At 38.5% G+C, this 22479-nt stretch carries 14 protein-coding genes; 12 read left to right on the top strand and 2 right to left on the bottom strand.

The window, feature by feature from the left end; genetic code table 11:
* The first annotated feature begins 37 nt into the window (after positions 1-37).
* The 8 genes from purL to AAY42_RS01725 all read left to right on the top strand — a co-directional run bounded on the left by purL (position 38) and on the right by AAY42_RS01725 (position 12795).
* Positions 38-3703, top strand: a complete 3666-nt coding sequence (gene purL / locus AAY42_RS01760) for a phosphoribosylformylglycinamidine synthase (protein ID WP_055392289.1) — start codon at positions 38-40, stop codon at positions 3701-3703.
* Positions 3704-3708: 5 nt separating this feature from the next.
* The gene (locus tag AAY42_RS01755; RefSeq protein WP_055392288.1) at positions 3709-4449 is read left to right on the top strand and encodes a hypothetical protein; all 741 of its coding nucleotides are present in this window, start codon (positions 3709-3711) and stop codon (positions 4447-4449) included.
* On the top strand, positions 4446-4901 hold the full coding sequence (locus AAY42_RS01750; RefSeq protein ID WP_055392287.1) for a GNAT family N-acetyltransferase: 456 nt from the start codon (positions 4446-4448) through the stop codon (positions 4899-4901). The genes AAY42_RS01755 and AAY42_RS01750 overlap by 4 nt, the downstream gene beginning before the upstream one ends.
* 91 nt (positions 4902-4992) lie before the next feature.
* A complete protein-coding gene (locus AAY42_RS01745) occupies positions 4993-6762 on the top strand; it encodes an AMP-dependent synthetase/ligase (RefSeq protein ID WP_055392286.1) in 1770 nt (589 codons plus the stop codon).
* Positions 6763-6902: 140 nt separating this feature from the next.
* The gene (locus AAY42_RS01740; RefSeq protein WP_055392285.1) at positions 6903-7352 is read left to right on the top strand and encodes a MarR family winged helix-turn-helix transcriptional regulator; all 450 of its coding nucleotides are present in this window, start codon (positions 6903-6905) and stop codon (positions 7350-7352) included.
* Positions 7353-7364: 12 nt separating this feature from the next.
* A complete protein-coding gene (locus AAY42_RS01735; RefSeq protein WP_055392284.1) occupies positions 7365-9770 on the top strand; it encodes a 3-hydroxyacyl-CoA dehydrogenase/enoyl-CoA hydratase family protein in 2406 nt (801 codons plus the stop codon).
* A gap of 1 nt (position 9771) precedes the next feature.
* Positions 9772-10962 (top strand): acetyl-CoA C-acyltransferase, encoded by a 1191-nt coding sequence (locus tag AAY42_RS01730; protein WP_055392283.1) that lies wholly within the window; start codon positions 9772-9774, stop codon positions 10960-10962.
* A gap of 21 nt (positions 10963-10983) precedes the next feature.
* Positions 10984-12795, top strand: a complete 1812-nt coding sequence (locus AAY42_RS01725; RefSeq protein WP_055392282.1) for an acyl-CoA dehydrogenase family protein — start codon at positions 10984-10986, stop codon at positions 12793-12795.
* A 75-nt stretch (positions 12796-12870) separates the two neighbouring features.
* Here AAY42_RS01725 and AAY42_RS01720 read toward each other — a convergent pair whose 3' ends face one another.
* Both AAY42_RS01720 and AAY42_RS01715 read right to left on the bottom strand, forming a co-directional pair.
* Positions 12871-14124: a hypothetical protein gene (locus tag AAY42_RS01720; RefSeq protein WP_055392281.1), complete on the bottom strand. Its 1254-nt coding sequence runs from the start codon at positions 14122-14124 to the stop codon at positions 12871-12873.
* 39 nt (positions 14125-14163) lie between these two features.
* Complete coding sequence (locus tag AAY42_RS01715) at positions 14164-15963, bottom strand: glycoside hydrolase family 15 protein (RefSeq protein ID WP_055392280.1); 1800 nt, start codon at positions 15961-15963, stop codon at positions 14164-14166.
* 100 nt (positions 15964-16063) lie between these two features.
* Here AAY42_RS01715 and AAY42_RS01710 point away from each other — a divergent pair, with 100 nt between their 5' ends.
* Genes AAY42_RS01710 through AAY42_RS01695 form a run of 4 tightly spaced genes read left to right on the top strand, consistent with a single transcriptional unit; the run spans position 16064 to position 22479 of the window.
* A complete protein-coding gene (locus tag AAY42_RS01710) occupies positions 16064-18274 on the top strand; it encodes a bifunctional alpha,alpha-trehalose-phosphate synthase (UDP-forming)/trehalose-phosphatase (RefSeq protein ID WP_055392279.1) in 2211 nt (736 codons plus the stop codon).
* Positions 18271-19458, top strand: coding sequence for a nuclear transport factor 2 family protein (locus AAY42_RS17875; RefSeq protein ID WP_082433295.1), 1188 nt, complete (start codon positions 18271-18273; stop codon positions 19456-19458). Before AAY42_RS01710 ends, AAY42_RS17875 begins: the two co-directional genes overlap by 4 nt.
* A gap of 23 nt (positions 19459-19481) precedes the next feature.
* Positions 19482-20822 carry a M28 family peptidase gene (locus AAY42_RS01700; RefSeq protein ID WP_055392278.1) on the top strand — a complete coding sequence of 447 codons (1341 nt, stop codon included), beginning with the start codon at positions 19482-19484 and terminating at the stop codon, positions 20820-20822.
* Between the two features lie 37 nt (positions 20823-20859).
* Positions 20860-22479, top strand: a complete 1620-nt coding sequence (locus tag AAY42_RS01695) for a M1 family metallopeptidase (RefSeq protein WP_055392277.1) — start codon at positions 20860-20862, stop codon at positions 22477-22479.

Genomic DNA, 22479 nt, shown 5'->3' with positions numbered 1-22479 from the left:
TTTGTACTTTCTTAATCCGTTCAAGAACTAGGCTGATATGATTCATTTCTTTGGGGACGAGGCAACTAAAATATTTGCCGTCCAGACTACTCAAGAAATCACACCAAAAGACACAGAAAAATTAACATGGTTATTTGGCAACCAACCAAAAATAAATACGGCGTCACTCGACGCCTTTTTTGTTGGTCCGCGTGCAGCAATGATTACTCCATGGAGCACAAATGCTACCGAGATTACCCAAAATATGGGTATTGAAGGGATTTTGAGAATTGAGGAGTTTAAAGCCGTTGACAAAGATTTTGTCTCTTTTGATCCAATGTTGTTTCAAAAATATTCAGGTTTGGACCAGAGTATTTACACCATTGATGTAATTCCTGAAACAATTTTGGAAATTGATGATATCACTTCATACAACAAAAAAGAAGGTCTGGCGCTGAGCAATGATGAAGTGGAATACCTTGAAAAACTATCGGGGAAATTAGGTCGAAAACTAACAGATTCTGAAGTCTTTGGTTTTAGTCAAGTAAATTCGGAGCATTGTCGGCATAAAATATTTAATGGCACTTTTGTAATTGATGGACAAGAAATGCCAACATCACTTTTCAAACTCATCAAAAAAACTTCTGAGGCCAATCCCAATGGAATTGTTTCGGCCTATAAAGACAATGTGGCCTTTGTAAAAGGACCAAAAGTGGTGCAGTTCGCCCCAAAAAGTGCTGACAAACCAGATTTTTACGAAGAAACAGTGTTTGATTCCGTACTTTCCTTAAAGGCGGAGACGCACAATTTTCCTACAACTGTAGAACCATTCAATGGAGCTGCTACAGGTTCAGGAGGCGAAATTCGGGATCGCCTTGCCGGTGGAAAGGGTTCTTTACCCTTGGCGGGCACCGCGGTGTACATGACCGCCTATTCCAGATTAGAGGAAAATCGACAATGGGAAAAAGCAATGGCCGCACGCCCTTGGTTATATCAAACGCCAATGGATATCCTAATCAAAGCCTCAAATGGAGCATCAGATTTTGGCAACAAATTTGGCCAACCACTTATTGCGGGCTCCGTGCTGACCTTTGAACATGAAGAGCATGGCCGGAAGCTCGGTTTTGATAAAGTCATTATGCAGGCAGGCGGTATTGGTTATGGCAAAATAGATCAAGCCCTGAAGGACGAACCCAAAAAAGGTGACAAAATCGTCATTCTGGGTGGTGACAATTATCGCATTGGTATGGGTGGCGCTGCCGTTTCCAGCGCAGATACGGGAGAATTTGAATCTGCTATAGAACTGAACGCCGTTCAACGTTCCAATCCTGAAATGCAGAAAAGAGCTGCCAACGCAATCCGCGGAATGGTGGAAAGCCGAGATAATGCAATTGTTTCCATTCATGATCATGGTGCAGGAGGGCATTTAAATTGTCTTTCAGAATTAGTAGAAGAAACAGGAGGACATATTGATTTGGATAAACTTCCTGTTGGAGATCCTACCCTATCTGCCAAAGAAATCATTGGCAATGAAAGCCAAGAGCGTATGGGACTGGTGATTGGCGAAAAGGATACCGCATTATTGCATCGAATTGCGAATCGCGAGCGCTCGCCAATGTATGAAGTTGGAAAGGTAACCGGCGACCATCGCTTTACCTTTAAATCATCTTCCAAAGGTGACAAACCAATGGATTTAGAGCTTTCCGATATGTTCGGAAGTTCACCTAAAACCATTATGGAAGATTCCAAAATCGACACGCAATATAAAAATCCAGAATATTCATTAGAATATTTTCATGATTATCTAGAACAAGTCTTACAACTAGAGGCAGTGGCCTGCAAAGACTGGTTAACGAATAAAGTGGACCGCTGTGTAGGTGGCCGAGTGGCAAAACAACAATGTGTTGGGCCATTACAACTCCCACTAAACAATTGTGGGGTTATGGCTCTTGATTTTAAGGGCAAAGAAGGGATAGCCACGAGCATTGGACATTCCCCTATTTCCGGACTTATTGATCCCGTTGCAGGCAGCAGAAATAGCATTGGCGAAGCTTTGACCAATCTGGTTTGGTCACCCTTAAAGGACGGATTGGAATCTGTTTCACTTTCAGCCAATTGGATGTGGCCTTGCCGTAATCCTGGAGAGGATGCGCGTTTGTACGAAGCGGTAAAAGCTATTTCTGAATTTTCGATTGATTTGGGAATCAATGTTCCCACAGGAAAGGATTCGCTTTCCATGAAACAGAAATACAAAAATGAAGAGGTAATTGCGCCAGGAACTGTGGTAATTTCGGCTGCCGGAAATTGCAACGACATCACCAAAATAATTGAACCTGTATTTCAAAAAGATGGTGGGGACATTTATTATATCAATCTATCCAAAGACAATTTCAAATTAGGAGGATCTTCTTTTGGGCAAATAACCAATACCGTAGGTGACAGCGCTCCAACAATTAAAGATGCAAACCATTTTAAAACAGCTTTTGATACAATACAACAGCTAATTTCGACAGGAAATATTGTGGCGGGTCACGATATTGGTTCGGGAGGGCTGATAACTACCCTACTGGAAATGTGCTTTGCTGACACTGATTTAGGGGCAGAATTGGATTTAACCCCTTTAATGGAAGTGGACACCATCAAAGTATTGTTTGCTGAAAATATTGGTTTGGTAATTCAAACAAAAGATGAAAACGCCGCTAAAATCATACAACAATCTGGAGTTGAAATCCATAGTATTGGAAAAGTAATCTCGGAAGGGCAACTAAAGCTAAAAAACCAAGGTATTGAAATTGGGCTGAATGTTGCTTCACTTCGAGATACCTGGTTTAAGACATCGTACTTGTTGGATGATAAACAGACTGCACAAGGTTTGGCCAAAGACCGATACGATAACTATAAAAATCAATCATTAAACTATAGTTTTCCACAAAATTTTGAGGGCTCATTACCGTCTCGATCGCAACCAGAAAACAATAGACCGAAAGCTGCTATTCTGAGGGAAAAAGGAAGTAATTCTGAACGTGAAATGGCAAATGCCATGTATTTGGCAGGTTTTGATGTAAAGGATGTTCATATGACCGATCTTATTTCTGGGCGTGAAACTTTAGAAGATATTCAGTTTTTGGGCGCCGTGGGTGGTTTCTCCAATTCTGATGTACTAGGAAGCGCTAAAGGCTGGGCGGGAGCTATTAAATACAATGAACGTGCAAATAAGGTCATCAATGATTTTTTTGCCAGACCTGATACACTTTCTATTGGAATCTGTAATGGTTGCCAGTTGTTTATGGAATTGGATTTGATAAATCCAGACCATAAAACCCATGGTAGGCTGACTTATAATGATTCTGGTAAACATGAGAGTAATTTTACTTCAGTAAAGGTTCAGAAAAACAATTCCGTCATGTTATCCTCTTTGGAAGGAACTACTTTAGGGGTTTGGATATCACATGGCGAAGGTAAGTTCAGTTTACCTCACACGGAGAACCAGTATGATATTGTTGCAAAATATGGATATGAAAGTTATCCTGCTAATCCAAACGGCAGTGATTTCAATACAGCAATGCTCTGTGATAAGACAGGACGCCACTTGGTGACCATGCCCCATATTGAACGTTCTATCTTTCCTTGGAACTGGGCATATTATCCAAAGGATAAGCAAAATGACAAAGTTTCCCCATGGTTGGAAGCTTTTGTGAATGCAAGAAAGTGGATTGAAAAATAATTGTAATGAGTTTAAAATTGACTTTTCGTATTCTAACATTTTCCATTTGTTTTCTATTTCAGAACTATTCATTAGCCCAACATTTGGAAAAGTGGTATCTGGACGAAAACAATATCAAAATCAGTGAAACAACATATCAAAGAAAACTAGACTCAGATATTTATATAACTGAGATATTAGGGAATAAAGACACCCTAATTTATCGGCTACAGTTGAAGGAGCTTTTGGGAGTATTAGAAGAGAAAAAGCGAACGCAGCTGTTTCAAATCCTAGCACAACGCAATGGTGTTGACACCACTAAAACTATCTTTATTCGTTATACGGACACCTTATATTCAAAAGAGGTTTTAAAGGGTCGAAAACAAAAAATACCCCTCAAAAACGGGCATACATCCTACTCCAACGATTATGAACAATTCATTAGAAATAGTAAATCATGGGTGAAAAGAAAAAACAAAAAATTGGTTACTTACAATTTCTATTCCCACAATCAGAATTCTAATGATGAATTTGATGGGACGCAATGGCACAAAGACCCACTTTCCCTTATCAAAAAGATGTTTAGTTCATTCAACAGCAATTATGGTTTTTTTCTAGCCATTCATCCTGATGGGCGTTATTGGGTTAGTAACTCTTGTCTAACCAATAACTTGGATAAAAAAATGGTGGATGACAAAGCTTGGAATCAACATTACGCAAGTTATCAAGGGAAATACCTTCAATTGAATCCCATTCAGAGAAAATGAAAATCCGAAAAGCTAAAAAAGAAGATGTTCAATTCATTGTGGAGATGCTAGCCAATGATAAATTGGGCAAACTTCGTGAGGATTATAAATTGCCACTACCCGAAAAATATTGTAGAGCTTTTGAAAATATAGACAATGACCCTAATCAAGAACTGGTAGTAATTGAAAATGAGTCAGGAGAAGTTATTGGAACATTACAACTAAGCTTTATTCAGTATTTAACCTATCAAGGCGGTATTAGAGCCCAGATTGAAGCAGTGCGCATCCATGAATCGTATCGTGGAAAGGGTATTGGAAAAAAACTTTTTGAATGGGCAATCACTCGGGCAAAAGAAAAAGGTGCTCATGTTCTTCAACTCACAACGGATAAAAAACGCCCAGAAGCTTTTGATTTTTATATTAAGCTTGGTTTTAAAGCTTCTCATGAGGGAATGAAATTACATTTTCTATAAGATTATCGATCATTTAAGGTGTTTTTTAAATAACCCATTTTAAAATCCCGCTTCCTTTCCTTATTTTGCAATTACTTTACAGAAACTTACTATGCAAAAAGTTACCAGATTATTTGATATCCCAAAGTATCAATTGGAAAAATTCCCTCTAGAAAACGCATTGGTTACCAAGTACAATGGCAAATGGGTTGGCACTTCCTCAAAAGAATATGTGGACAAGTCCAATGCCCTGAGTCGTGGTCTTTTACGATTAGGGGTCAAACCAAATGATAAGATAGCCGTCATTTCAATGACCAATAGAACTGAATGGAATATCTGTGATATTGGCATTCTTCAAGTAGGGGCCCAAAACGTACCTATTTATCCCACTATTTCTGAAAATGACTACGAGTACATTTTAAACCATTCCGAAGCTAAATATTGTTTTGTTTCGTGTCAAGAAGTGTTGGATAAGGTGCTCTCCATTAGTGGAAAGTTAAAAAAGCTGAAAGACATATATTCTTTTGATGAACTTTCCAACTGTACCAATTGGTCGGCGGTTTTAGAAAAGGGGAAGGATGCTTCAAACCAAGATGATGTAGAAAAAAGAAAGGAAAACGTTCAACCTGAAGATTTAGCAACATTGATTTATACTTCTGGTACTACAGGAAGACCCAAAGGTGTAATGCTCTCACACAACAACATAGTCTCAAATACCCTTTCCGCGCAAACAAGACTACCACTAGAACCCGGAGAAAAGATTTTAAGTTTTCTTCCTATCTGCCATATTTTTGAGCGTACCTTTTCCTATGTCGCACAATACCTCTGCCTAGAAATTCATTTTGCAGAAGGGTTGGATAAAATAAGTGATAATGTTAAAGAAGTAAAGCCTGCTTTCATGACCGTTGTACCGAGATTGGCGGAAAAAGTGTATGATGCAATCATTGCAAAGGGAGCTGCGCTTACTGGTGTGAAAAAGAAACTTTTCTTTTGGGCGGTTGAACTTGGGTTCAAATTTGAACCGTATGGAAAGAATGGATGGCTATATGAAAAGAAATTGGCCCTGGCACGTAAGCTAATTTTTAGTAAATGGAAAGAAGGTCTTGGTGGTAACTTAAAGTTTATGGCCTCTGGTAGTGCTGCTCTACAACCAAGGCTTGGCCATATTTTTGGAGCCGCTGGAATGCCCATAATGGAATGCTACGGCCTTACCGAAACTTCTCCAGGTATTTCTGTAACGGAACTGGATAACAAAGGTTGGAAAATCGGCAAAGTAGGTAGGATGATGGATGGTGTTGAAGTAAAGATTGCTGAGGATGGAGAAATTTTGTGTAAAGGTCCCAATGTAATGATGGGTTATTACAAAGACCCAGAAAAAACGGCCGAGGTTATCAAAGACAATTATTTTCATACTGGGGATATAGGCGAAATTGATTCAGACGGGTTCTTACAGATTACAGATCGTAAAAAAGAAATGTTCAAGACCTCTGGAGGTAAATATGTAGCGCCACAACTACTTGAAAACAAGTTTAAAGAATCCCGTTTCATTGAGCAGGTCATGGTAGTAGGTGAAGGTGAGAAAATGCCAGCAGCCTTGATTCAACCGAATTTTGATTTCTTATATAAATGGGCTGAACGACATAATATTGTCCCAGGTGAAAATTCAGATATTATTTTAAATGACAAGGTGATTTCCAGAATACAGGAAGAAGTGGATTTGGCCAATGAAGATTTTGCCAAATGGGAAAAGGTAAAACAATTTAGGCTTACACCCGATGTATGGAGCATTGATGATGGTCACATGACTCCAACAATGAAGTTGAGAAGAAAAATAATAAAAGAAAAGTATCTCGATTTATACAATAACATCTATGGCCGCTAGTGCCTAATGTGTATAGCTTTCCGCAAAAAAAATAAGCCAGCTTGTTGAGTTGGCTTTTCTATTTTAAGAAGTATAATTTATTCAAATTTATTATGCATGCATAATAAATTTTAGTATATTTGATGCACCAAACCTCTTATATGAAAGATTTGACAATTGATTATGCCCTCAGAGCTACATGGCAAGCGGTAATCAAAATGTATAATGAAGAAGCGAAGGGTTATGGACTAACAATGGCCATAGGATTTACACTACTAAGTATTGATCCAAAAAAAGGGACACCAAGTACAGCACTAGGTCCAAAAATGGGAATGGAAGCTACAAGTCTCTCAAGGATTCTAAAAAGTATTGAAGAAAGAGGATACATCCAAAGAAAACCAAACCCAAAAGATGGAAGAGGAGTACTTATACATCTAACCGCTTTAGGGTTGGAAAAAAGGAAGGACTCCAAAGATGTGGTATTGCGTTTTAATGAGGTGGTAAGAGAAAATGTTTCAGATGAAGACCTCCAGGGGTTTTTTAAAACAACTGAGGTCATCAACAAACTTATTTTGGAGAAAAAAATATATATCAAAACAACTACTAATTAATTTAAACTTTTAATGAAAAGGCATATCAACAAAGTTGCCGTTATTGGTTCTGGTATTATGGGTAGTGGTATTGCCTGCCACTTTGCCAATATTGGGGTCGAGGTCTTGTTACTGGACATAGTTCCAAGAGAACTTAACGATAAGGAAAAGGCCAAAGGGCTTTCCCTTGAAAACAAGATTGTCCGAAATAGATTGGTCAATGACTCCTTATCGGCAGCATTAAAGTCCAAACCCTCCCCTATTTATCACCAAAAATTTGCCAGTAGAATTACGACGGGAAATCTTGAAGATGATATATCTAAAGTCAATGAAGTAGATTGGATTATTGAGGTTGTTGTTGAACGATTGGATATTAAGAAAAAGGTTTTTGAAAGCCTTGAAAAATACCGCAAACCAGGCACTTTAATTACCTCCAATACCTCCGGTATTCCTATAAAATTCATGAGTGAAGGAAGAAGTGGTGACTTTAAAGAGCATTTCTGCGGAACACACTTTTTTAACCCTGCCAGATACTTAAAACTTTTTGAAATTATTCCAGGTCCTGAGACATCACCAGAAGTACTGGATTTTTTAAATGGATATGGAGAGCAATTTTTAGGTAAGACTTCAGTAGTAGCAAAAGATACTCCTGCTTTTATTGGCAACAGAATAGGGATTTTTAGCATTCAAAGTCTATTCCATGCCGTTAAGGATTTGGGCATGACAGTGGAAGAAGTTGACAAACTAACTGGTCCGGTTATCGGTAGACCAAAATCCGCAACCTTCCGTACAGTTGATGTCGTTGGTTTGGATACCTTGGTTCATGTTGCCAATGGAATTCATGAAAATTGTAAAGTAGACGAACGCCTTGAACTGTTTAAACTACCAGGTTTCATCAACACCATGATGAAAAACAAATGGTTGGGGAGCAAATCAGGACAAGGGTTTTACAAAAAGGTAAAGGACGATAAGGGTAAAAGTGAAATTCTCACTTTGGACTTGGATTCAATGGACTATCGCTCTAAAAAAAGTGCAAAGTTTGCAACTTTAGAGTTGACCAAGACCATTGATAAGGTTGTTGACCGTTTTTCAGTTTTGACTTCAGGAAAAGATAAAGCCGGAGAATTTTATAGAAAAAGTTTTGGAGCCTTATTTGCCTACGTTTCGCATCGTATTCCTGAAATAACGGATGAGCTTTATAAGATTGATGATGCAATGAAAGCTGGTTTTGGATGGGAACATGGACCATTCCAAATTTGGGATGCAGTGGGGCTGGATAAAGGCTTGGAATTTATTAAAGCTGAAGGTTTAGAAGCTGCTTCTTGGGTTAATGAAATGAAAGAGTCCGGTATTGACACCTTTTATTCTGTCAAAGATGGTGCTACCCATTTTTATGATATCCCCAAAAAGAAGATGGAAAAAGTTCCAGGACAAGATGCATTCATCATTCTGGATAATATTAGAAAATCCAATGAAGTCTATAAAAATAGTGGCGTTGTTGTAGAGGATTTAGGTGATGGAATTTTAAATGTGGAATTTCAATCCAAAATGAACACCATAGGTGGTGATGTCTTGGCTGGACTCAACAAAGCCATAGATCTTGCTGAAAAAGATTTTCAAGGATTGGTTGTTGGCAATCAAGCCGCAAACTTCTCAGTTGGAGCCAATATTGGAATGATTTTTATGATGGCAGTTGAGCAAGAATATGACGAGCTGAACATGGCCATCAAAATGTTCCAAGATACCATGATGCGCATGCGATATTCATCAATTCCAACCATTTCTGCACCTCATGGAATGTGCCTGGGAGGTGGATGTGAGCTTTCGCTACATGCAGATAAAGTAGTCGCGGCAGCTGAAACTTATATTGGTTTAGTAGAGTTTGGTGTTGGCGTAATACCTGGTGGTGGAGGTTCCAAGGAAATGGCATTGCGGGCATCTGATACTTTCAGAAAAAATGATGTTGAATTAAATGTACTCCAAGAGTACTTTTTGACTATTGGAATGGCAAAAGTGTCAACCTCAGCGTATGAAGCTTTCGATTTAGGAATCCTTCAAAAAGGAAAAGATGTAGTCGTCGTAAACAAAGACCGACAAATTGCTACAGCCAAAGCACATGCCAAATTAATGGCAGAAGCTGGGTATACGCAACCATCCAAAAGAAAAGATGTAAAGGTTCTTGGAAAACAGGCATTGGGAATGTTTTTGGTCGGTACAGATTCTATGGAAGCTGGACATTACATCTCGGAGCACGATAAGAAAATAGCCAACAAATTGGCCTATGTAATGGCAGGTGGCGACTTATCGGAGGCTAGTTATGTTTCTGAGCAATACCTTTTAGATATTGAGCGTGAAGCATTTCTTTCACTTTGTACCGAAAGAAAAACACTGGAAAGGATTCAGCATATGTTGAAAACTGGCAAACCTTTAAGAAATTAGAATGAAAACAGCATATATCGTAAAAGCATATAGAACAGCGGTTGGTAAAGCACCCAAAGGGTTGTTTCGGTTCAAAAGACCGGATGAGTTGGCAGCGGAAACCATTGAGCACATGATGAATGAATTGCCCGGCCTAGATAAAAAAAGAATTGATGATGTCATTGTGGGCAATGCAATGCCAGAAGCGGAACAAGGCCTAAATATGGCCCGTTTAATCTCACTAATGGGGCTTAATGTTGATGATGTTCCTGGCGTTACCGTTAATAGATATTGCGCATCTGGATTGGAAACTATCGGAATTGCTACAGCAAAGATTCAGTCAGGTATGGCAGACTGTATTATTGCAGGTGGGGCTGAAAGCATGAGCTATATTCCTATGGGAGGTTATAAACCTACTCCAGATTATGCAACCGCAAAAGAAGGTAATGAGGATTATTACTGGGGAATGGGTTTGACTGCCGAAGCCGTAGCCCAACAATTCAAGGTTTCTAGGGAAGATCAAGATGTATTTGCCTACAGTTCTCACATGAAAGCGTTAAAAGCGCAAGAAGAAAATCGTTTTCAAAATCAAATTGTTCCTATTGATGTAGAACACACATTTGTAAACGAAGCCGGTAAAAAAGAAACAAAAACATATACCGTAAATAAGGATGAAGGACCAAGAAAAGGCACTAACATTCCAACACTTAATAAACTTCGTCCTGTATTTGCCGCAGGCGGAAGTGTAACAGCCGGAAATTCTTCCCAGATGAGTGATGGAGCAGCCTTTGTAATGGTAATGAGTGAGGAAATGGTGAAAGAATTGAACTTAGAACCCATTGCACGCTTGGTGAATTATGCTGCAGCAGGGGTTGAACCAAGAATCATGGGAATTGGACCTGTAAAAGCGATTCCAAAAGCATTGAAACAAGCTGGAATGAAGCAGGACGATATTGAACTAATAGAATTGAATGAGGCATTTGCATCACAATCTTTAGCGGTCATGCGCAAATTGGACTTAAACCAAGAAATTGTAAATGTAAATGGTGGAGCAATTGCATTGGGGCATCCCCTGGGTTGCACGGGCGCCAAACTTTCCGTGCAACTATTTGATGAGATGCGCAAACGCAATATGCAAGGGAAATATGGAATGGTAACCATGTGCGTAGGAACAGGACAGGGCGCAGCGGGTATCTATGAATTTTTGAATTAGAATGAATTAAATAGTAATGCTATGAGTACTGAAACCCTAAATAAAGAAATTCTAAGAGGTGGTCAATTTTTGGTGAAAGAGACCAATTGTGAAGATGTTTTCACCCTGGAAGACTTGAACGAAGAACAGAAAATGATGCGTGAAAGTACCAAAGAGTTCGTAGATAGAGAACTTTGGGCGCATTGGGAACGTTTTGAGAAAAAAGACTATGCCTACACCGAGGAAACCATGCGAAAAGCAGGTGAACTTGGCTTGTTAAGCGTGGCGGTTCCCGAGGCTTATGGCGGAATGGGAATGGGTTTTGTTTCCACAATGTTGGTTTGCGATTATATTTCGGGTGCCACAGGTTCGTTCAGTACTGCATTTGGCGCCCATACAGGTATTGGTACAATGCCAATCACACTTTATGGAACTGAAGAACAAAAACAAAAGTATGTTCCTAAACTAGCTTCAGGTGAGTGGTTTGGCGCGTATTGTCTAACAGAGCCCGGTGCTGGTTCAGATGCTAACTCAGGAAAAACAAAAGCAGTTATTTCTGAAGATGGGAAACATTATAGCATTACAGGACAAAAAATGTGGATTTCCAATGCTGGATTTTGCAGTCTGTTCATTGTTTTTGCAAGAATCGAAGATGATAAAAACATCACAGGTTTTATTGTTGAAAATGACCCTGCCAATGGAATTACCTTAGGTGATGAAGAAAAGAAATTGGGGATTCATGCCTCCTCTACCCGTCAAGTATTTTTCAACGAGACAAAAGTTCCTGTGGAAAACATGCTTTCTGAAAGGGGTAATGGGTTTAAAATTGCCATGAACGCCCTTAATGTTGGTAGAATTAAATTGGCGGCAGCATGTTTAGAGGCACAACGAAGAGTAGCTACAGAAGCTATCAAATATGCAAATGAACGTATTCAGTTTAAAACACCTATCATAAATTTTGGTGCTATTAAGGCTAAAATCGCAGACATGGTCACCAATGCATATGTGGATGAATCTGCCTGTTATCGCGCAGCCAAAAATATTGAAGATAGAATTGCGATACGTGAAGCAGATGGCAATTCGCATCAAGAAGCAGAACTTAAAGGAGTTGAGGAATATGCCATAGAATGTTCTATTTTAAAAGTTGCCGTTTCCGAGCATGTACAGGAAACAACGGATGAAGGCATTCAAATCTTTGGAGGAATGGGCTTTAGTGCAGATACACCAATGGAGTCTGCATGGAGAGATGCCCGTATATCTAGAATTTATGAGGGTACCAACGAAATAAATAGAATGTTGGCTGTAGGAATGTTGGTAAAGAAGGCTATGAAAGGTCATGTGGATTTATTAGGTCCGGCAACCGCCGTTGGAGAAGAACTCATGGGAATTCCATCTTTTGATACTCCTGATTTTTCAGAGCTTTTTGCTGAAGAAAAAGACTTAGTGGCCAGATTAAAAAAGGTTTTCTTGATGATAGCCGGAAGCGCAGTTCAAAAATATGGCCCAAGTTTAGAAGAGCATCAAATGTTATTGATGTCTGCCTCAGATATTTTAATTCAAGTATATTTGTCGGAATCCGCTATCTTGCGAACGGAGAAAAATGTCAAAAAGTTTGGCGAAGATTCCCAAACTTCTCAAATTGCAATGTCTAGACTATATTTGTACAGAGCAGTGGACATCATCAACCAGAAAGGAAAGGAAGCCATTGTTTCTTTTGCAGAGGGCGATGAACAACGAATGATGTTAATGGGACTAAAACGTTTTACGAAATATACAAATCAACCCAATGTCGTGGCACTCCGCACCCAAATTGCGGACAAGGTTGCAGCGGATAATGGGTATAACTTTGACTAATTCAAATAATGCTGAAACAAAGCTGATTTGGAAACCGCTCCTTTAGGAGCGGTTTTTTTATGTTATTAAGTTATTTTACCAGAAAGAATATCCAAGTGATATCGATTTTCCTGAAACTTCATCATTAGGAAAAGCTGGTATGTTGGGACTTATAATATTTTGCGGTGATCTCCCACTAAACCTGACGTACAATCTTTTATTATAACTATATCCAAAACCATAAAACCCTCCATTTCCGTTATCCAAGGGTGAGGATCTTTGTTGTTCCGAAAATGTTGGCTCTCTCCCCAAAATTGTCAAGGTCGTCATCTGTTCCAGTTGGGTATTTGAGAATGGAATTAATGCAAAACCTCCATCTAGAAAAATAGCGCTTTTGGGACCAATATTAATATAGAATCTAAGTCCTATTTCCGCTTCCAATATTTTGTAATTTGCTTTCAAATCTGTTTCCGTTACAGATATTTCACTCTGGGACATCCCTTGGAATTCATTTTCTGCGGCAAAATAGTTTACTGCCAACAATCCAGAAACATTTGTAATACCAAACAATCTGGGAAAAAGCTCTAGCTCCAATCCGAACTTGGGCAAACTTTGGTCAGGATATGTGACAGGTGCGTTCTGGCTTCCCTTGGCAAAAGTATTGTTCTGAATACCAGCCCATGCTTTCAAATTGACAAAAAAGGGTTCAGACTGGTCAAAAGTATTTTTAAAAACCACATGATTGTTGTCTCCCGAGCATGTATTTAGGTATTCGAAATACTTAATCAAGGAATTTCTGGAGTATTTAATTTCCTGAACAATAGGAGCGTTACCACATTCAAACTCCTTTATCAATTGTTTTTTAAATGTATTGTTACCTGAAAGGTTGCTCACTCCATTGGTTTCCTTTTCAAAAACAAGAGGTTTAATTTCTGTACCGGTCTTGCTGAATAAAAACAAATCTCCACTTCCATCTGTAAATAGGTATAGGGAGGCAAGACCTTTTACGAGACATTGAACGAAAACTTTTTCTGCAACGGGCTCAGTTAACCCTGACTCACCTCGCTTCAAGTCAGAATTTGACTTAAAATTATCTTTTCTCATTCTTTTGAACCTAACACTTTCGCCAATTTGAAATTCTTGGCAACTATAGGCATCCAATGATTTCACCTCTTCCATTTCATCGAGTTTATAAAAAAACTCTTTAGGTGTACGGGTCCAGTTTTCGTTTTTAATAAGGCATTCAAAAATTTTACCAAAATTGTCTATAAAATAACCTGGTTCAAAATCTTTTTGGGCTAAAACAACGGTGGAGATAAGCATAAAAACTGCAGTTAGTTGGATTTTCATTCAAAAATATAATGTTACAACAGATGGATTTATGGGTCTTTAACTTATGGTTTCCAAAATCTTCTCCTCACTCTTCTTTTTTGAAAAATTGATGGCGCATTCAATCAAAGCCAAATGTGAGTAAGCCTGTGGGAAGTTACCCAACAAACGCTTTGTTTTAAAGTCAATATCCTCGCTAAACAATCCTAAATGGTTGCTATAACTTAACAATCGTTCAAAATGTGCCAATGCTTTTTCTTCTTCCCCTATTTTAAATAGGCTGTTAATAAACCAGAATGTACAGATTGTAAAAGATGATGATGGCAATCCAAAGTCATCCTCGTTTTTGTATCGATAAAGTAATCCGTCATTGCTCAAATCATCCTCAATTGCCCTGACCGTACTGACAAATTTAGGATCCTTTGCATGAATAAAACCGTAGGATTCCATCAACAATACAGAGGCATCCAAATGATGAGATCCATACGATTGTACAAATGCATTTACCTCGCTGTTCCATGCATTTTCATGAATATCTTCTTTCATTTCCTGTTCAAGAGCGGTCCATTTCTGTATTTTTCGGTCTTTACCAAAAATCTTGGCCACCTTTATGGCTCGATCTATAGCAACCCAACACAATACTTTGGAAAAGGTAAAATGACGATCCTCTCCCCTAAATTCCCAGATTCCTTTGTCGGGTTCTCTCCAGTGTTTGCTTACAATCCAAACAATACCCTTGGTAATACTCCATAGGTCTTCACCATTTTCAATGTCATTGCTAAACTTAGCCAACTGCTCATAAATAACATCCATTAGAATGCCATAAATATCGTTCTGCTTCTGTTTATAGGCGGCATTCCCTATTCGGACAGGTTTTGAGCCTCGGTAACCTTCCAAATGGTCTAAAGTCTTTTCGGTAAGATTTTTTTCCTTGTTGATGCCATACATAATCTGGAGTTTTTCATCCTTATCGGGCATCAAATCAATAATAAACTGTAAATACCTCCTGGCAGAGTTTTTGTGTCCCAATTCTGATACTACCTTTATCACCATTGAAGCATCCCTGATCCAACAGAAACGATAATCCCAATTACGTACTTCCCCTATAGTTTCGGGTAAGGATGTGGTAGCAGCAGCAAGTACTGCACCGGTCTTGTCATAAGTCAACATCTTTAGCGTAATGGCACTCCTGATGATTTCTTTGTTGAATTGTTTATAATCAGGGGTTCTATCTACCCAATCCAGCCAATAAATCTTTGTGCGTTCCAACTCCAAAGACATTTTTTCCGTGGTCGGCTTTAAAATCTTTTCGTTGTAACAAATCAAAAAATAGCCATCTTCCTTCAATTCTATTTCTCCACCCTCCAACACCATCTCTTTATTGAAATTGGTATAGAGAAAAAGCGTGTCGAACTTTTTCTTGCTGGTAAGACTGACTATGAAATTGGTCTTGGCGTGATTGGTCGTTTTACCCTGGGCATACTCAAGCTTGGGGTCATAGTGCACACTAAATTTAGGTGTCCCTGAAATATGCTTTACATAACGGACAATTTCTGGTGGCGCATTATATTTTCCATTGAGCTTGTGGTATCTGGGCATGAAGTCATGAACCTCAAAGGTATTTTCCCCATCAGAGTACCTGGTTACAAGTATTGCTGTATTTCTAAAATATTTTTGATGAATCTCATAATTGTACTTTGTCCTTATTTCAAAGCTCCCTCCATTTTTATCATCAAGTAGTTTTGCAAAGACAGAAGTAGAATCAAATTGGGGTAAGCAACACCAGTCCAAAGAACCAGTATCAGAAATTATTGCAGCGCTTCTGCAGTTTCCAATTATTCCGTAATTTAGGTTGTCCATAGTAAGGATTAATATTTCTGTTGGTTATTGTAGGCTTTTACCTTATTATAAATCGATAAAATAGGAATTTTATTACAAACTTGCCCTAAAATCACCTTTAATGAGTAAAACTATAATTATTTCCAATAGACTCCCAGTACAATTACAAATAAGTGATGGCGGCCTAACAGCAATACCTAGTGTTGGTGGTTTGGCAACAGGTATGAAATCCGTACATAGTGGAGGCGAAAGTCTCTGGATTGGATGGTCTGGACTAACGGATGAAGAAACTCCCCCTGAGCTTGAAGCTGACATTGACAAAGCCTTGGAACAACACGCCTGTGCAAAAGTCAATCTTACCGAAAAAGAAATGGAAGGGTTCTATTTTGGATTTAGCAATAGAACAGTCTGGCCGCTATTCCATTATTTTTTGGAGTACTCAGAATTTGAATTGGAATTTTGGAACACCTATAAAGCGGTAAACCAAAAATTCGCCGATGCCATCATTGAAAAATCCAATGAAGGCGATACCATATGGGTACATGACTACCAGTTAATGTTGGTACCACAAATGGTCCGGGAAAAACGCCCAAATACCTCAATAGGTTTCTTTTTGCACATTCCTTTTCCTTCATACGAGATCTTTAGAACCTTACCTTGGCGTGAAGAAGTTTTGGAAGGTCTGCTAGGCTCTGATTTGATTGGTTTTCACACCTACGATTATGAACGGCATTTTTTAAGTTCTGTGCGGAGGTTGCTAGGTTTAGAAGTTAGCTTCAATGATATTTATCTGGACAATCGGGTAATCAAGGTGGATTCTTTCCCTATGGGAATTGATTACAAAAAATTTAAGGACGCTGCCATAGCCCACGAACAAATAACCAAAGAAAATAGAACCGATTTTCAAAAAAAATTAGATAGTCATAAGGCATCGGCTCCAGATACCAAACTTATTTTGTCCATAGATAGATTGGACTATAGTAAGGGTATTGCCAAACGCATCAACGCTTTTGAATACTTTTTGAATAAGTATCCTGAATACAAGGAAAAAGTTCGATTAATTATATTGGCCGTTCCCTCCCGTTCCAATGTTCCTCAATATAAATTGCTTAAAAAAGAGATTGATGAATTAGTTGGACGCATAAACGGAGAACTTTCTAGCGTAAATTGGACACCAATCTGGTATTTCTATAGATCATTGCCTTTTGAAAATCTTATTGACCTATATACTTCAAGTGATATTGCTTGGCTTACACCGCTTCGCGATGGAATGAATCTGGTGGCAAAAGAATATGTAGCTACACGTACTGATAAAACCGGTGTTTTGATTTTAAGTGAAATGGCTGGGTCTGCCAATGAAATGAATGAGGCATTGCTAATTAATCCCAACAATTTTGAGCAACAGGCTGATACGTTAAAAAGGGCGATTACTATGCCCAAAGAAGAACAGATGGCAAGAAATATGTTTCTTCAAAATAGACTTGAACGCTATAATGTAGAAGTATGGGCCAATGAATTTATGGGCGCGCTCAACCGGAAAAGTGAGGACAATTATACCTTCGTATCCCAAAAAATGTCTAACACCATTTTGAATGAAATCACTGAAGAGTATTCAAAATCAAAAAAAAGACTTCTGTTTTTAGACTATGATGGTACTCTTGTTGGGTTCGACAAAGACCCACAGAAGGCTTCGCCCGATGAAGAATTGTACGAGATTTTGGACAAGCTGCATCAACAAGAAGATACCACCTTGTTTTTAATCAGCGGACGGGATAAACAGACCTTCTCCAGATGGTTTTTACCCAAACATTACAATATGATTGTGGAACACGGTGTCTGGATTTCGAGAAAAGGGGAGGAATTTAAATTATTGGAGAACGTGAAAGGTGATTGGATGGAAAAAATACGACCCGTATTGGAATCTTTTGTGGATAGAACGCCCGGCTCATTTATAGAAGAAAAGAACTATTCAATGGCATGGCATTACAGAAATACGGATCCAGACTTTGGTCAAAAAAGAGCTACGGAACTAAATACAGTGTTGACCAGTTTAATTGGCAATGATGATATTAGTGTACTAAATGGAAACAAAGTGATGGAAGTAAAAAGCAGTAATGTAAATAAAGGCAGGGCTTCTGTGCGAATGTTGGGCGAAGATCAATACGATTTTGTCTTTGCTATTGGAGATGATTGGACTGATGAATTTATGTTTCAGGAACTTCCTGATTCTGCGGTAACAGTTAAAGTTGGACTTAAGAAGACCCAAGCCAAATATCACGTTGAAAACACTAAACGCGTGAGGGATTTACTCAAACAATTTACAGAACAATGAATTTCAGATTAGTATCAGCCTTATTTCTTCTTACTGCCGTAGCTGTAAAAGGACAGATAAATACAGAGGTTTATCTTTTCGATTTAAAAATGGAACTTGGTAATCCTGTTCTGTCAAACCCAAAGAACATATCAAATAATGAAGGGTATGACAATCAACCCTCTTTCTTAAACAACAATACAGTGCTGTTTTCCTCAACCCGAGACGATCAGACGGATATTTTACGGTTCAATATAGAAGCAGGGAGCACAAGTTCATGGATTTCCAATACCCCAACAGGTAGCGAGTACTCCCCATTAAAGATTCCAAATAAGGATGCAATATCTGCCATTCGCCTAGATTTGGATGGATTGCAACGATTGTATCAATATGACATAAATACGGGCGAATCGGTTCCAATTGTAGAAGATTTAAAAGTAGGATACCATGTCTGGTACACTGATTCCATTTTGGTTTCATCTGTTTTGATAGACAACAGAATGGATTTGGTGGTTAGTAACCTAAAAGACAATTCCAATAGGACAATTAAAAAAAATGTAGGCCGTAGTCTGTGGAAAATTCCCAGTTCAGATTTGGTGAGTTTTATCAGCAAAGAGAAAAAAGTATGGGAGATAATGTCCTTGAACCCCAGTACCGGGACCATAAAAAAAATAGCCAACACGTATAAAAATGCAGAAGACATATGCTGGTTGGATAAGAACACTATCCTCACAGGAGCAGGAAAATCCATAATGAAGTTTGATGTTGCAATGGACGTTGAATGGCAAGTTGTAATGAAGTTCAAACAAGAGGAAATTAACAATATCTCTCGCATGGCCATCAACCCAAGTGGAAATCGATTAGCTTTTGTGGCAGAAGAATCGCCTGTAAACATTGTTCAAAAACAGCTTGATGCTTATAATAAAAGAGATATTGATGCATTTATGGAAACCTATTCTGAAACCATTAAGCTTTTTGATTACCCTAACAAATTAATTTCAGAGGGTAAGAAAGCTATGAAAGAAAATTACAGTTCTTTCTTTGAAAATGTGCCCAATCTTCATTGTGAAATAAAAAAAAGGATAGTAATCGGAAATAAAGTCATAGATGAAGAATACATTACAGCCAATGATATGAATTTTAGTGCCGTGGCTATTTATGAAGTAGAAAATGGCAAGATTGCCAAAGTAACCTTTCTTCGATAAATTTAATTAATCTCCAATATAATATGTCTTACTTCAATAAAACACTATTAGTTCTTTCTTTGGGTATTGCTTCAACCTGCTTCTCGCAATCAGATTCTCGTTTATACGATGTTATAAGTGCAGTTTCGGCAGAGCGGATAGAAAAAGATATTACGACGCTTGCCAATTTCGGAACTAGACATACACTAAGTGATACGCTTTCACAAACACGTGGGATTGGTGCCGCAAGACGTTGGATAAAAACAGAGTTTGAAAAGATTTCCACCGCTTGCAATGACTGTCTGGAGGTTTTTTATCAAAAAGATTTAGTTAAAAAGGGAGAAGGACAACGGATTGTGAAGGATGTTTGGGTTGTTAATGTCGTAGCCATTAAAAGAGGTTCCAAATATCCAAACAGGTTCATAATTATGAGTGGTGATATAGATTCCAGAGTAAGTGACCCCAATGATTTTTCCTCTGATTCTCCAGGTGCCAACGACAATGCCAGTGGAATGGCAGGAACTATTGAAGCCGCACGTGTACTTTCCAAATATGACTTTGAAAGCAGTATAATTTTTGTTGGACTTTCTGGGGAAGAGCAAGGTTTATATGGGGGAAAGGGACTTGCACAGCATGCTAAGGAAAAGGGATGGAATATTGTTGGTATCTTGAATAACGACATGATTGGAAACATCACTGGGGTGAGTGGAGTTGTTAGTAACCGTGATTTTAGAATTTTTTCTGAGCCTGTGCCACCAACAGAAACTGAACAACAACGCCGTGCAAGGCGTTTCTATGGTGGAGAGGTAGATGGAATTTCCAGGCAATTGGCGCGATATGTTTATAAGACCACTAAAACTTATATGCCTGAAATGAACCCTATGATGATTTATCGTTTAGATCGATTTGGACGAGGTGGACACCACAGACCATTCAATGATGCCGGTTTTGCCGGTATCCGGATTATGGAGTCCCATGAAAATTACACACAACAACATCAAGATATTCGTGTGGAAGATGGCATTGCTTACGGTGATGTATTGGAACATGTGAATTTTGAATATGCAAAAAAGTTAACGGCCGTAAATGCTATAAACTTGGCTTCCATTGCTTGGGGCCCTCCTGCTCCAACAACAGTAGAAATTGGTGGTATTGTTGAACCTTCCGCAAAACTAAAGTGGAGCAAAGTTGAAGGCGCCGTGGGATATAAAATCTATTGGAGAGACACCACCTCCCCTACTTGGGACAATTTTAAATATGTTGGGAACGTAAACGAATCCACATTAGATGGCATAGTAATTGACAATTATTTCTTTGGAGTTTCGGCTGTGGGTAAGGATGGCCATGAAAGTCCAGTTGTATTTCCAAATAAAGTATTTAGATAGTAAATCAAAATAAGTTTAAAAAGTTTTAAGTCAACATATGAAAATACGTTTTGCAACCGTCCTTTTTTTAGTTACCCTATTTTTTTCCAATGCCCAAAATTTCACCAAACAAGACACTTTAAGGGGAAGTATTACTCCTGAACGTGCTTGGTGGGATGTTAACTATTACAACCTGAACATTAAGGTGCAACCTGAAAAAGAGTTTATTGCTGGTTATAACATCATCAGGTATAAAGTTTTGGAAGAATCAGATATTATTCAAATTGATTTACAAAAACCTCTAAAAATAGATGCAGTATCGCAGGACAATATAGACCTTGATTACACTTCATACGGTTCGGCTCATTTCATCCATTTAAAGAAAAAACAAGTTCCGGGGGAGTATAACGAATTGTATGTACAATATTCTGGAAATCCTAAAAAAGCTATAAGAGCCCCATGGGATGGTGGTTTTTCCTGGAAAAAAGATGATAATAGTAAACCTTTTGTAGCCACCTCTTGCCAAGGTTTGGGTGCAAGTGTTTGGTGGCCCAACAAAGATCATATGTATGACGAGGTCGATAGTATGCGTATTGCCATTGATGTTCCAAAGGATTTAGTTGCTGTTTCAAATGGCCGATTAAGGGAAGAATATCTTTATGATTTTGGAGGCTATAAATTGTATGACTGGTTTGTATCCAATCCCATAAATAACTATGGGGTAAATGTGAACATTGGGGACTACGTAAATTTTGGAGAAAAATATGAAGGTGAAAAGGGAACCTTAGATTTAGATTATTATGTCTTGCATGATAATCTGGAAAAAGCGAAAAAACAGTTTAAACAAACCCCATTAATGTTGGAAGCTTTTGAGCATTGGTTTGGGCCTTATCCTTTTTATGAAGATAGCTTTAAATTAGTAGAAGTCCCCTATTTGGGTATGGAACACCAAAGCTCGGTTACCTATGGTAACAAATACCAAAATGGGTATTTGGGCAAAGACCTCTCCGGGACAGGATGGGGCTTAAAGTTTGATTTTATAATCATTCACGAAGCGGGGCATGAGTGGTTTGCCAATAATATAACCTATAAGGACATTGCGGACATGTGGATTCATGAAGGATTCACCGCTTACTCAGAAAACCTGTATTTAGATTATCATTTTGGTACAAAAGCTGCTTCAGAATACGTAATAGGAACACGCGCAAACATTCAAAATGACCGCCCCATTATAGGTACTTACAATGTGAACAATAAAGGTTCTGGAGATATGTATTACAAAGGAGCCAATATGCTTCACACCTTGCGACAACTCATCGAGGATGATGAGTTATGGAGACAAGTTCTTAGAGGATTAAATGCCGAGTTTTACCACCAAACGGTTACTACAGAACAGATTGAAAATTACATCAGCAAAAAAACAAAGAAAGACCTATCCGCTTTTTTCAACCAATATTTGCGTACTACCCTAATTCCTAAATTGGAGTACAAACTAGACGATACTACCATCACCTACAGATACGTGGATATCGTTGAAGATTTTGATATGCCCGTCCGAGTTTTTACTGGAGAAACCGAAAAATGGCTTTTCCCAAGCAAAGAATGGAAGACGGAAACCTTACAAAACCAGAATGTTGTTTTTGATGAAAACTTTTACATTGAGCACCAAAAACTATAA

The sequence above is a fragment of the Flagellimonas eckloniae genome (genome assembly GCF_001413955.1).
GTDB classification, from domain to species: Bacteria; Bacteroidota; Bacteroidia; order Flavobacteriales; family Flavobacteriaceae; genus Flagellimonas; species Flagellimonas eckloniae.
Note: the sequence above shows the minus strand (reverse complement) of the source record. Positions and strands in the feature narration are given on the sequence as shown.

What these genes read in the sequence shown, in the direction of transcription:
- purL (WP_055392289.1), top strand. Translation starts at nt 38, where the DNA reads ATGATTCATTTCTTTGGGGACGAGGCAACTAAAATATTTGCCGTCCAG.
- AAY42_RS01755 (WP_055392288.1), top strand. Translation starts at nt 3,709, where the DNA reads ATGAGTTTAAAATTGACTTTTCGTATTCTAACATTTTCCATTTGTTTT.
- AAY42_RS01750 (WP_055392287.1), top strand. Translation starts at nt 4,446, where the DNA reads ATGAAAATCCGAAAAGCTAAAAAAGAAGATGTTCAATTCATTGTGGAG.
- AAY42_RS01745 (WP_055392286.1), top strand. Translation starts at nt 4,993, where the DNA reads ATGCAAAAAGTTACCAGATTATTTGATATCCCAAAGTATCAATTGGAA.
- AAY42_RS01740 (WP_055392285.1), top strand. Translation starts at nt 6,903, where the DNA reads ATGAAAGATTTGACAATTGATTATGCCCTCAGAGCTACATGGCAAGCG.
- AAY42_RS01735 (WP_055392284.1), top strand. Translation starts at nt 7,365, where the DNA reads ATGAAAAGGCATATCAACAAAGTTGCCGTTATTGGTTCTGGTATTATG.
- AAY42_RS01730 (WP_055392283.1), top strand. Translation starts at nt 9,772, where the DNA reads ATGAAAACAGCATATATCGTAAAAGCATATAGAACAGCGGTTGGTAAA.
- AAY42_RS01725 (WP_055392282.1), top strand. Translation starts at nt 10,984, where the DNA reads ATGAGTACTGAAACCCTAAATAAAGAAATTCTAAGAGGTGGTCAATTT.
- AAY42_RS01720 (WP_055392281.1), bottom strand. Translation starts at nt 14,124, where the DNA reads ATGAAAATCCAACTAACTGCAGTTTTTATGCTTATCTCCACCGTTGTT.
- AAY42_RS01715 (WP_055392280.1), bottom strand. Translation starts at nt 15,963, where the DNA reads ATGGACAACCTAAATTACGGAATAATTGGAAACTGCAGAAGCGCTGCA.
- AAY42_RS01710 (WP_055392279.1), top strand. Translation starts at nt 16,064, where the DNA reads ATGAGTAAAACTATAATTATTTCCAATAGACTCCCAGTACAATTACAA.
- AAY42_RS17875 (WP_082433295.1), top strand. Translation starts at nt 18,271, where the DNA reads ATGAATTTCAGATTAGTATCAGCCTTATTTCTTCTTACTGCCGTAGCT.
- AAY42_RS01700 (WP_055392278.1), top strand. Translation starts at nt 19,482, where the DNA reads ATGTCTTACTTCAATAAAACACTATTAGTTCTTTCTTTGGGTATTGCT.
- AAY42_RS01695 (WP_055392277.1), top strand. Translation starts at nt 20,860, where the DNA reads ATGAAAATACGTTTTGCAACCGTCCTTTTTTTAGTTACCCTATTTTTT.